Raw genomic sequence first — 12519 nt, 5'->3', positions numbered from 1 at the left:
TCCCGAGTCCCATATATCCTTTTACCTACCGATTTGCTTGTTGGATAGTAAAGCTCTTTACAATGTTATCGAACTCTTTCATATCCTCTTTTTTATAACGAGTTATATCAACGAAGAACATGATCGTTACGAAATCATCATCCTTTTGAAGGATCGCTATTTTCCCTATCGATCCATCCGTTTTATAATCCAATACTTTTGCATTCTCACCAGCAATCTTTCGATTTGTTTCATTAGAGACGGTATAACCTATACTACTAAGTTTTTGTTGAAATGCCTTCGTATATTGTTCTAAGTTCGAATTATCTATTGTCTGCAGAAAAATATCAACACCCATGTAATAATTGCTTACCATTTTTCGTTCGTTGGTTTGATATGTTGCACCCCAGTTTCCGTTCACCATAACCTGATAAAAATTATTGGATTCTCTATTGAACAGATTAAGATATTTCGGCCCACCAATTGTAATCTTATTATCCTTCTTATTAAATTCTAATTTGGAAGTAAGCCCGAAATAATCCGTCATCGACTTCACTGGTAAATATAAAGTTCCCTCATGCATCAGTGCCTTTACATTACTGACTTCTTGTCCATTTAGATCTACCTTCACAGAGGGATACAATAGAGCTTTTACTTCTTTGTAGTTCGAAGCTGCAAATCCACTTGCTGTCCCTATAATGAATACACCCACAAAAGCCGATATGATAACACTCTTTTTCATCTGACACACCCCAATTATTGATAAGTTTTTTCATAAAACAATTTCAAATTCGTTTTTTTCACTTGGCACGGTACTGAACGCACGGAAATACAGCGACATGTATACTATTATCTCTTGCATAATTAAAGATTGCCATGTATTTTTTGGGAAATATTTTAGTTTTTAATCTATCATTTCCCTACAAACGAATCGAAAATAACAAACAAAAAATACACGCCAGCATATAGGATCTGCTTCCTATCTAATAACGTGCATTTCTCAATGAGGCTCCGTAGATTATGTTCTCTTCTCATTGAATATGCTCAAAGCATTTTCGTATAACTGTTGTTCAATACCAAACTTTTCAGTAACCCATTCTTTCACCGGAGCTTATGGGTAGGCCGTCCCTATCGTGCAGGATTAAAAACCGTTCGAGCGTCATACAGAATTATGCAATTCGTGGGATACACAGGAATAATGATCCAATGGATAATCATAATAGAGGCTATCCACAACGCTTGCTTCGACAACAATCATCAAGCATCAAGCAATTATTCATGGAGAGAGGTGCGTCATTTGTTCAACACATGTACACGCTTGATAGCCGTGTGCGTTGCCGGAATCATGCTAACACTCGGGTTACAGGGCATGATGAGTCCAGCAGCTGCCGAGCCATCGCAACCGCGGGCTGCCGTGGAATGGTTTAGGGATTATGGAAATAGTTCCAGAGGGGAAGCGGTCATCCCTACCTCCGATGGCGGTTATTTGACGGTAGGGAGCATTACGGAGAAGGATATGATTGGGCAAGATAGTTGGCAATATGTCGTTAAGGCTTATCTCATTAAAACGGATGAAGAAGGACAGCCGCTATGGGAGCAAAAGCTAGATCATTATTCGTCCGGGAATGCCGCGTACCGGGCGATAGAGACTAGGGACGGAGGATATTTAGTAGCCGGCACCTACAAGTCCTACGACGGCAAACCGATGGACAAGCTATATCTCATTCGGCTGGATGCGTCTGGACAAGTACTGTGGCACAAGGCTGTTGAGGATGGTCAATTCCACCACACTCCGGTAGCTATTGTTGAAACGAATGATGGCAGCTTTATGATTGCCGGGAGAGGGATGTTCTCTGCCAGCGCCTATGAAAAGGGCTACATCCTGAAGGTGGATAGCAACGGAGAAAAGTTATGGTATAGAGACTATCGCTTTATCGGCAGCGAATTCTTTGCCGATATGATACCCGCCAGTGATGGAGGTTATATTGTAATTGGCGGCATAGGCTATCCAGATTATGAGTCTGGCGATGAGGACGCCATGCTTATGATGAAGCTTAATGAGCAGGGCGACATCGTATGGTCACGGCCGTTCCACGAGCCAAATACGAAACGGCGTGCCTTTTCTATCATCTCTTCCGATGATGGAGGTTATCTGGTAGGCAATCGTAAAAAAACGAAGCAGGGTGATGTCACCATTCTCACCAAGACGGACGTACACGGTCAGCCGGAGTGGGAAAAAACATATACAGCCCCAAGCCCGGAATCGTTCAGAAGCTTGGTGCGGACGAAAGACGGGTATGCCCTGCTCGGTACAGGCACGTTAAGCGAGAGCTCGGACAGGAAATGGGAATATGCGATAGTCACGTTCGACGTAAACGGCGTGTTGACAAGCCGCGAAGTTCTCCCAGGCCCGCCGCTGAGCGACGTTGGCAAGGCAGCAATAGCTCGCGACGGCGGGTTTATTTTCACTGGAACCGTGAAACGAGGAGAGGTATGGAAGCTTCAGCTCATGAAGCTGACACCTTTCGAGAACATGCCTCCTACCGAACAGACATTGGCAAGCATTTCATTCATGGAGAAAGAGATGCAAGTAAAATCAGGTACCAGCATGCCGACTGTACTGCAAGCCGTGTACGGTAATGGAATGGTCAGCAATATATCTGGCGTAGCCGTGTATAGCTCGGGTGATTCTCGCATTGCCAACATCGACGCATCGGGTAGAGTCACGGGTCATGAACCTGGAGTCACTTATATTGGGGCCATTTATGGAGGGCTCAATACCAGCTTGAAAGTAACCGTGCTGCCTGAGGATTGGGTTGAGCCTGAACCGGCCCGCGGAGACCTCCGGCTGGATTCGAACGACTACTCGCTAAGTGCCGGCTCCATGATCGATGTAAGGGTCATACTTTACGACTATTCTGTACATAAAGAAATAGACGTGACCAAGGAAGCAACTTTCCGAAGCGCCAATCTGGAGATTCTCGAGTGCGATGATGAAGGGAACCTGATTGGCCGTAAGGCGGGATTCACGAAAATCCATGCTGCCTATAGGGGACTCCAAGCAACGTCCAACGTTCAGGTGCTTCGGGCATCCGTTCCGCAAGAAGTGGAACAGCCGGAGCTAGATTTGTAATCAGCCGTAATTCATATTATCTTCGTTATAAGTAAAGGCTTAGCTAGAGCACGGAGTTCGGAACTAAAAAATACTTTTCTACCTTACTCCATATTCACTCCAATATCGAATGCCGTGCTCTAGCATTCATCCTTTTATAGGCGAATTATTTCCCGAGCAATAATCTTGTACATATCATTGGGTAGCTTTTCCTTTACAATGGCTAATATATCAATATCACTTTGTTGAGGGGGAAAGATCCCATCGCCATTGAACCGTGTGAATAGATTCCCACTAGCGATTGCGATAAATCACATTTCAGGAGATTTGTGATATGGTCTAAAACAACTTGTTGATTCATTATGTATGTTCCCCTTTTCTGATTGGTTATCTCTATTTCTTCACAGCACAATTCCATTTCTTCTATAATTCTTAAAATCATAGATGACATGTGTCGGTTCCGGATCGTTATCTAAATTCTCAAAAAGCACGACCAAAAACCCAACGATTGTTCCAGATAACTCGATGAAATAAGGATTCCACAGCTTGTCGCCTTCCCAAAAGTAATCGATGTTCTCTTCGAATCTTCCATCTTTACTTACGTCTTGATCTGCATACAGACTGAAGTCATATAGATAAAATTGATATAGATTAACGAATGATTCCTTCTCTTCAAAGGTAACAGGGACAAGTTTGATGTTTGTCTCCTATCCCAGCTATTATAGGATGATGTCATAGCCTTAATTGAACCGCCTAAATCTATTTATTGAACGATTTTAGCAATTCAGTGACTAAGATTCCGTTAATTGTCATACCCTTTACATTACAATTTTGAATAGTAAGATTTGATAGGCTGCTTTGATCCATTAATAAGTCTTTTAAATTTATCTTCAGCAACCAACTTGTACCCATTTTGTTCGTAAAAATAATGATTTCTTAGACTTTTTTGTATCGTATCCAACGTCCATAATTTTATTTCTGGATGAAGTTCCTCGATTAACTTCTCGTATGATATTTTTGCATATCAATCGGAGAATTGAAGCTCAAGCCTTTTTACCATCCAAAACAAAAGGGTGAGATTATCTCCCTCCGTTTCTTATCTTTGCTACTAATGTCCTCCCACAATTTACACGACCTTCATAACATAGTAAAATATAGGTGATATATTCAAAAGGAGGAGGGCTTATATTGGAAGTTGCGGTCATCAAAACAATCGGGGAACTTATCCAAGACACCAGACGTGCATCAAACATAACATTAACACAATTATCAGAGCTATCCGGCATTCCAAAGGGGACAATATCACGAATTGAAAACGGCGATGTAAAACGACCGCAATTCTCGACCGTACACCCGTTGGCAAAGGCATTAAATATCCCCTTAGAAACACTGATTGATTATTACGTGGAAATCGAGAGAAGATCAGATTCATTGCTGCATATTCTGCACACGACGATCCAACATAAGAGCAACAACGAACTGATTCAAAAGGTCGCCACCAAGTTCCTAGAAGCCTGTAATGAAGATAGCTACGATTTAACCGAAAAGCTTTATCAGAGCATCAACTCCATAGAAGATACCTCCATTAAGTTATTATTGTATAATCTCATCATTGAGCACTCACGTTCACATGGAATGATGCCTTACATCGCCAAAGGAATGTATCAACGATACCTGATTGAGCGAAACGATTTCAGCAAATTGAAGGAAACCTACTATAGTGGGAAGTATATTCTTCATTATGCTGATTTCTTACCCCAACAAGAACGGGTCGAGCTGTACTACAAATTAGGTGTTCATGCTTATAACTTGAGACTCTATAGTGAGTGCATTGATCACTGTAACATGATCCTTGCAATAGATAGCGGCACAAGTTCCTACAAAGTACATGCACTTGGCTTGCTTAGAGATTCGTACTTTGCTCTTCATAAGTATGAAGAATCAGAAGTGTACTCTTTGCAATATAAACAATTCGACTATCCGAATACCCAAGAAAATGTTCTTCTCATGGAGGCGTATATCAACTCCAAAAAGGGCAATATTGAACTATCGATAAATCAACTCCTTTTATTCTTGAAGTCGTGCAGTAATGATTCTGTAATTTCTGCTACCAACCAGCTACTCCGTTTGTACTTACAGCAAAATAACCTCGAAGGTGCTAAAAATATATTAGAAGGTAGCACAATAAACCCATCCATTTTAAACACGACTAACCCTTTAATCCTTTCTAGGTATGCTGATTACCTTCAAATCAAAGGCGAATATTATTTAGCTGTCGGCGATTATGAAGCATGTATTAATCATATGGTGGAAGGAGCTTCTTACTACTCAAAAGTGAACGCTAGAGTTAAAGAAAAGCTTTGTCGGATAATCAAGACGGCATTCACCCATGGTGATATATTATAATCGCGCTAGAAACACCTTAAAGGTGCTTTTTCTTTTATTTTCCGTTTCTTTTTCATCTATTTTCTGGAATAACTGAAACGTATTATATATTCGCCATGTGAGGTTACTCTTTAAATCACCTTAGAAATAGATGATGTATCATTACATAAGTGATGCGCATACAATTTATCGTGATGCTGAGTCCGCCCATGTATAAGAGTAACTTCGCCAAAAAAAATTCCAGGAGGCGAGTTGCTTGAAGAAGAAATGGATCGTATCCCTATTAAGTGTAAGCATGGCATTCTCGATGTTCGCACCAATGGCATTGGCGGCATCTGTGCCAAAACAGCAGGTAGAGTCACAGAAACAAGGTCACAACCTTCAAATCGGTAAGGATGAGTTCAGCAAAAAGGTTCTTAATGCCGTATCAGTCATGGATAGCTACATCACGGTCAGTAAAGACCAATTCGTGATTGATCCTGCCGCGAAGAATGTCGTAGGTGCAGACATCTATGAGCATTACAAAAAAGGCATTGATAGCCTTAATGCAGAAGTTCGTCAAGGGACAATTGTGATCCAAAACGGACAAGTGAGCGTACCAGAAAGATATTCAACTAATGCATTCAGCAACGCTTACTGGTGGGGAGTAGCAATTACTTTTAGTGACTCGGAGACAAAAACACACGCTCTTGCAATGCGTCAATCAGGTAATACAACTGCGTTTCTTGCAGGCATAGCTGCCTTTATTCCAGGAGGTTGGCTTGCAACTGTGACAGGTCTTTTTTGGGGATACGCTGGTAATGTTATAGCCAATGACTTTGATTATTACAATCACGGTAGAGGCGTGACCCTCAACATTCATTGGCTGCCGATTGTTTATTACGAGGTAACGACTAACTCGTAAGTACAGAACGTAGGGAGGGAGTTATGGAACTCAGTCAATTTGAAGCGCTTTTAACCACTGTTTCTTTTCTCACTCTATATATTTTAATATTCGTTTTAGCTATCCATTTCATCTTTCGCAAAAACATTTTAGTAAGGAATTACATTTTCTTAGTGCTTGTAGCTCTCGTGGTTCTCGTCTCATATTACAACACGATTTTCAAAAATGCTGACAATTGGATTCAATCTGTACTCTCTACAGTTGTGTTTATTGGGCTTGTTAGGCAGCAATTAATCTACAAGAAGAAAATGAACAAATAAAAGCAATCAAAGGGGCACCTCCGGGTGCTCTTTCAATTTTGTAATTTCGTTTCTTTCATCCTATTATATGGAATATATTGAAACGTACATTATACTTACCAGTGGAAACAATCATTGTAGAGTGTGCGTGAGGTGAAACCATATTGATAATTAATGAACAAATAAATAATCTAAGGAACAAATTAATCGAAGTCGTAAGAGAGAAACAAAACTTCACTGACGAAGAGGTTGTACGGATAAGCCAGCAATTAGATGAACTCATTGTAAAGCAACAAACTTTGAGGTTATGGAAACGCATTTAATACAAGTATGTAAGCGCTCATTTAGACAGAACGTGAAAAGCTGTAACAAAACATCGACTCCATCAAATAATTGTCATTATATAACCTCATCATAGACCACTCACGCTGATTTCTTCCCCCAGCAAGACCGGATTGAGCTTTACTACAAATTAGGTGTTTTAACAACTCTCTGATGTCAATTGACACAAAGTTACCCCTATTAATAAAAAACCCTTATTCTGAATAAGGGAAATAAATTTGGATTATCCATCATTATGTCTATCAACTATACTAAAATCATGTCATGAGGTCAGGAGAATGAATTGAACTACGCCAAAAACAATTAAGATGATGACAAGAACTAAAATAACTGCAATAGTTCTAAGAATAAATTTCAAAATTTTTCTAGTTTCCTGATCCATAAATACCGCCTCCTACCTTTAAGGTATTAAATAAAGGACAACATAATATCTTCTGCCGTTAATCCTACGCCCCAAGATATGTAGATGTGATCATTTTGAATCAGAGTGCAATTTACACAAAGGCCTTGGTATCTCCAGTAGGAAATTCTAAGGTCTAAAGAGTTTAAACCGACAATACAACGAACTTCATAACGAACTCCATCAAGGACGGTGGTTAGCTTGCAATCTGCTAAGAAAGAGAGAACCTTGTTTAGCCTGACCCTATTTATTGTTTCCTTTTTTTATATAGTGCTTAATTAAATCAACAACAAAAACCATTGTCACCAAGTAAACTGACAGCCAAAAAGCTTTAACATAGTCTCCATAGTCGATGTAGAAGTAAGCTACTACAAAGTTGGCTATGAAAATAATCAAATATGTTAACATCTAATCATCTCTTCTCATAACCAGGGAGATTTTCACTGTTCTGTGTAATATCTGGACTGGTAGATACAGCAGGCATGAGCAAACTGCAACTAAGAAGTAAGGTCAAAGATGCAATAGATACTTTTTATATCTTCTTATTTCTCCTATAATATGGTACATTTAGATAAATCCTAAATGTTGATCTTAATTTAACATGTAGTCAAATGCCTGTCTGTCGAATATTGATACAATAAAAAATAATTTTAGGCGTTTTGTTCTCGAAATGTCGAATACTGTGAATCAACTATTATGGGAGGTCCTGTATTTGCTTATTAAGAGAATTTTTCTAAGTATTTATTTGATCGTAATCACAATTTTAGGTGTATTAAAAGTTCCAGTGACAGTAGTTTGGGGCAGAGAAATGAAGTATGAATCCAAGGAGTACGTTCCTCTGTGGGAGTTGCAAGGCGAACAAAAAGTTGGTGAATTCTTTGTTGCTTATCAATTGGATTATTTGAGGCTATTATTTGAATTGGGTATCGCTACACTTATTGTTTATGTGCTGTATTTAGTTTTCAAACCTGATACAGAATAATAAAAGGGATGCGTTTTCGAGGCATCCTTAATTTCTTAAAACAGCCAAAGTAACCCCCAATTATCCAATTAGAGCTGTAGTTGTAAGATGCCATGCACCCGAATAAATGGTCGACTTGACAAGTTTCTCACCAAATGAAAGCTGGCAGGCTCCTTACGCAAAGTTTCCAAACAGAATTCCAATGCAAACATAGTAAGCCGCCAATTTGGCGGTTTATTTGTTTTAACATAGGAGACTGCTGTGTGCTTGAAACTCATCTACAGGCTGAACTGATGATTGTCTTTGACTTTGATTATCTTTGATATTAAACCTCCCATCATGTGTTAATCGACACTAAGTTGCCCCCCATTAATGAATCAATCTCTTATTTAATAAGGACACCCGAAGGTGTCCCTGTTTTAGCATTGTTCCCATCACTTCCGCCGTTTCATACCTCTTACTGTAACCACAATCCAAACAACAGCTAAAACATATGCAATAATATCTGTAACCAAGTAGTTCATTTTGAGCAAAACAAAGAATGTGACAATAAATAATATTGGGAGAATGACAGCTGTTGCAGTGGTTAGCTTATTAAACTTTTTGTCTTCCAACCTCTCACCACCTCTAGATAAAAGTTGTACTCAGGACTTTTACTTACAGCAATAACATCAATGCTTTAGTGACCCACCAAGCAACCGTCTCGTTCCCTGTTACTGCAAGTGCTCCTTCGATTCGTGGGAACTAGTCCTTCTTTTTACTGCTTCTATTCTTTCGAACCAACAAAAATAGTGCTGAGGAAACGAACAACAACCGTGAAATTCTAAACACCAGATTGAACCCCTCACCACCTAAATTACTTATACCAATCAAAATATCAAGTACGGATACTAAACCTGTAATAATAAATATAATCAGTGCCAGTATATACACGTTTAGTTCCTCCTTTATTTGTCTTACAGAAAGAAGACAATAGTTCTAGCTGCAATTTCCGCCAACCATTTAGGCAATCTATTCAAACGCATATGTGAATCCATCCTCCGCTATACCCGTAAAGTTAAGCACAACATTTAAAAGCCAAGATAATATTTAAGTTTATCTTTTGCTCGTACACGCTAGCATATAGGATCTGCTTCCTATCTAATAACATGTATTTCTCGATAGGCTCCATACATTATGTTCTATTCTCACTGAATATGCTTAAGGCACTTTCGTACATTTGCTGATCGATTTGAAACTTTTCCGTAACCCATTCTCTCAGCTCGTCAGGGTTTAGATGTCTTTCCACCTTCTCATGCTGAAAATATTGCTTTAGCACATTATCGTTCAACGAAGTCGGAATTCCATTGATGTAGCCGAAAATTTGAATGTTTTGCAGCATAGGCGATGTATCCCAATTGTTCGCGTTCCTAATCAGCGGAGTCATTTTTTCTAATACTATCGGATTGGGATCAAGGGTTTTAGTAGGTCCGGGGTTTCGAATAATCTGAATTTCATTCTGAAATACCTGATAGGTAAAGACTTCCCTTACATTTTTCACTTGAAAAGAATGATACAGCGGGTATGCCTGAAATAGCGGAGCACAATACCCGACATCTACATAGTAAGGTTGATCGAGGTCCACGCGCAAACACAAGTGGCCAGGATCCATGTACATATAAGAAACGGAAAATCCAAGCCGGGATAGCAGCCAATGAAACCCTATTGCATTTGTCCAGCATGTTCCTCCCATCCCTTTGTTCACGATGCGCTCGATGTACGTATCAATGGGAGGAAAGTAGTTGCCTGTTTGATTTCCTTTTTCCCAATCGAGTATTTTCGTCAGCGTTTCCCATCTTACTCTCTCTTGATGCCTCTGAACAAGTTCATTGAGAAACGCCAAGCTAATAGGCTGCTTTTCAACCGACAGAAAATGAATAAACCGAGCAACTAACGCTTCATGTTCCATAGTGAACTCCTTTCATATGCTTTCGCGATATTTATCCCATTGAACAAGGCATCTTTCCTATATTTATTATCTCCCTCATCGCTTGTAATTTCCATATTTTCCAGTCTATATTTCAAAATATAATCTAATTAGAGCTGCAGTTGTAAGAGCGATATTCCCATGTGCCCGATGATGGTCGACATTATAAGCATTCATCTGTTGTGAGCTCCAATACTTCTTCAAGACGACAAATAAGCCACCAAAATGGCGGCTTATCATGTCTGCACTTGGTTTCTGTTTGGAAACGTTACGCACTAGGATTGACCCGTTTGACCGTTATTTAAATACGCTATCAGGAACGTAATAAACTTTCTGTGTATCTTTCTTATTTACGGGATCCGTAACGATTGTAAAATATACGTTACCGTTTTTGGTCTGTACTCCCTCGATTTCATGAGTTCCCACATTCGTAATTTTTACGAGGGCTTTGTACGCTCCAGTGTTTGTCAACATCGCAATCTGCGGGGTTTCACCTTCTGCTCCGCCTGACGTATAAATTTCTGTGCTATCGAGCATATCAGCCCCCTGGAAAGATCCATTAGGTCTGACTATACCATCACCTGACTGAGTAAAACTGGTCACACATGCGTTTATCGCCGCCGCACTATCCAGACGAACTTGTTCGTTGCTATCAAGAAGTTTATTCAATGCCACTGTGTCATATATCGACCAAGTTACGGTACCTTCTTTCGTTTGTACCCTGAAAACCGTATATTTACTATTGCCTCCTCCATCAACACGATAGGTCTCCCCTAGTCTTGCACCCGTTTTATTCGCATAATTCATGTAGGTGAACCGATGAATATTCGTATAATCAACTGTCGTGCCGGCAGCGTATGTAAGTCGTGCCACCTGTAGGGACCAGTTATACGATGTTGAAGGATCGGCTTTTGAACTGAAATAGAAATAATTGATATTGTTGTATGTATACATATCGAGGGTTTGACAATGTCCAGTGTTGGTAACGGTCATTTCATCCATGTATGTAGCGTTATTTCCGTTTATGAGCAACCGTGAAAGATAACATGTTCCCCCCGACCGCTGAGTTACGTAAAGATACTTATCTGCGATGTAAGCTTTCTGCACAGCCACATTGTGATTCAAGCCTTTTAGATTGTAAGCGAGCGTGGCCGATGCGCTTACCGTTTTCCCAGGAGTAGCCGCAAAAGCGGGCAAAACAGACATTCCAAAAATAAGAATGGCGAGAACAACAGATTTGAACATTTTCAACTGGCTTTTCAGAAGACCCAAAACTTGAACTTGCGACATACGGATACCTCCATTAAGAGAAATATTATTGGACAAGATACCGGAAAGTGTAATCAATCAATTGAAACCACTTTACTCGATTATGGACAAATTCATATTGAGAATGCAAGAATGTAGGATGTTAAATTTCTGAAAATGTCCCTAGCGGTTAATCAACATTCAGTCTAATAATTCCTTCTCTTCAACGGTAACAAGAACAAGTTTGATGCCCATAATGTCTCCAATGAATCACTTTTTGTTCGCAGTTGAGGCTTCTTCTATTTCTTTCAAAATTCATCTGGGATTTCTATATATTCGGATACTCTTGCTTTCAACAACTCGATTAGTTCTTCATCCATATATGTAAAATCATCTGGAATATCCAAGCATATTAGTTTCTTACCATTCAACTCAAAACTATACTTATCTCTTAATCTTCTTATATGCTTCTTCTCCATCACAAAAATGATATCTGCCCAGCCAATATGACCACCTGTAACTTTAATCCGAGCACCCTCTTCAGTACCCGCTGACCTTACATCATATTCACTCAAAAGATTAAAGATTTTCTCCGCAGTTAAGCTTCTCCATTTATTTCTGCTGCATACGAATAGTAATTTTTTCATTTCATTTGTTACATCCATTGAAATTTTCCTTATCAACGTTAGTTGTATTTTCGACTATTTAAACTCAACTTATATACTTTATCCAAACAGTATGTAAACAATATCTTCTAGAACCCTCCCTACTAGATCTTTTCCGAAATTCGCTGATTTGTTTAAATTATTAAAAATTCCTATCCATCCTTATATCTTGGGTCATTCCAATTGTATTTTCGTACCGAGAAGCTTCATTCGCATAGCGCCGGATCCAACGGATTTAACCTCGTAGGGTTATCAACTTGCTTACTTCATCTTTGCTAA

The 12519-nt window shown here is 39.5% G+C and carries 10 protein-coding genes; 5 read left to right on the top strand and 5 right to left on the bottom strand.

Going from position 1 to position 12519, the window contains the following annotated elements; genetic code table 11:
• Positions 1-25: 25 nt before the first annotated feature.
• The gene (locus tag PBN151_RS29015) at positions 26-721 is read right to left on the bottom strand and encodes a hypothetical protein (RefSeq protein WP_072732080.1); all 696 of its coding nucleotides are present in this window, start codon (positions 719-721) and stop codon (positions 26-28) included.
• Between the two features lie 456 nt (positions 722-1177).
• Here PBN151_RS29015 and PBN151_RS29010 point away from each other — a divergent pair, with 456 nt between their 5' ends.
• The 5 genes from PBN151_RS29010 (at position 1178) to PBN151_RS28985 (ending at position 8382) form a co-directional block, all read left to right on the top strand.
• Complete coding sequence (locus PBN151_RS29010; RefSeq protein ID WP_139295453.1) at positions 1178-3112, top strand: Ig-like domain-containing protein; 1935 nt, start codon at positions 1178-1180, stop codon at positions 3110-3112.
• Positions 3113-4279: 1167 nt separating this feature from the next.
• Positions 4280-5497 carry a helix-turn-helix domain-containing protein gene (locus PBN151_RS29005; protein WP_072732078.1) on the top strand — a complete coding sequence of 406 codons (1218 nt, stop codon included), beginning with the start codon at positions 4280-4282 and terminating at the stop codon, positions 5495-5497.
• A gap of 235 nt (positions 5498-5732) precedes the next feature.
• Positions 5733-6380, top strand: coding sequence for a hypothetical protein (locus PBN151_RS29000; protein WP_083545379.1), 648 nt, complete (start codon positions 5733-5735; stop codon positions 6378-6380).
• Positions 6381-6822: 442 nt separating this feature from the next.
• Positions 6823-6981 carry an aspartyl-phosphate phosphatase Spo0E family protein gene (locus tag PBN151_RS28990; RefSeq protein ID WP_227775193.1) on the top strand — a complete coding sequence of 53 codons (159 nt, stop codon included), beginning with the start codon at positions 6823-6825 and terminating at the stop codon, positions 6979-6981.
• Between the two features lie 1131 nt (positions 6982-8112).
• Positions 8113-8382 (top strand): hypothetical protein, encoded by a 270-nt coding sequence (locus tag PBN151_RS28985; RefSeq protein ID WP_072732076.1) that lies wholly within the window; start codon positions 8113-8115, stop codon positions 8380-8382.
• A 413-nt stretch (positions 8383-8795) separates the two neighbouring features.
• Here the strand turns inward: PBN151_RS28985 and PBN151_RS28980 are convergent, their stop codons facing one another.
• From PBN151_RS28980 to PBN151_RS28960, 4 genes are all read right to left on the bottom strand, one after another.
• Entirely contained in the window at positions 8796-8975 is a 180-nt protein-coding gene (locus tag PBN151_RS28980; RefSeq protein ID WP_028532681.1) for a hypothetical protein, read from the bottom strand.
• A 560-nt stretch (positions 8976-9535) separates the two neighbouring features.
• Positions 9536-10309, bottom strand: coding sequence for an arylamine N-acetyltransferase (locus PBN151_RS28970; protein WP_072732074.1), 774 nt, complete (start codon positions 10307-10309; stop codon positions 9536-9538).
• A 315-nt stretch (positions 10310-10624) separates the two neighbouring features.
• Positions 10625-11617 carry a helveticin J family class III bacteriocin gene (locus tag PBN151_RS28965; RefSeq protein ID WP_072732073.1) on the bottom strand — a complete coding sequence of 331 codons (993 nt, stop codon included), beginning with the start codon at positions 11615-11617 and terminating at the stop codon, positions 10625-10627.
• Positions 11618-11883: 266 nt separating this feature from the next.
• The gene (locus PBN151_RS28960) at positions 11884-12240 is read right to left on the bottom strand and encodes a low molecular weight protein tyrosine phosphatase family protein (RefSeq protein WP_072732072.1); all 357 of its coding nucleotides are present in this window, start codon (positions 12238-12240) and stop codon (positions 11884-11886) included.
• Positions 12241-12519 lie beyond the last annotated feature (279 nt).

This window comes from Paenibacillus sp. NAIST15-1 (assembly GCF_001894745.1).
Taxonomy (GTDB): Bacteria; Bacillota; Bacilli; order Paenibacillales; family Paenibacillaceae; genus Paenibacillus_B; species Paenibacillus_B suaedae.
Note: the sequence above shows the minus strand (reverse complement) of the source record. Positions and strands in the feature narration are given on the sequence as shown.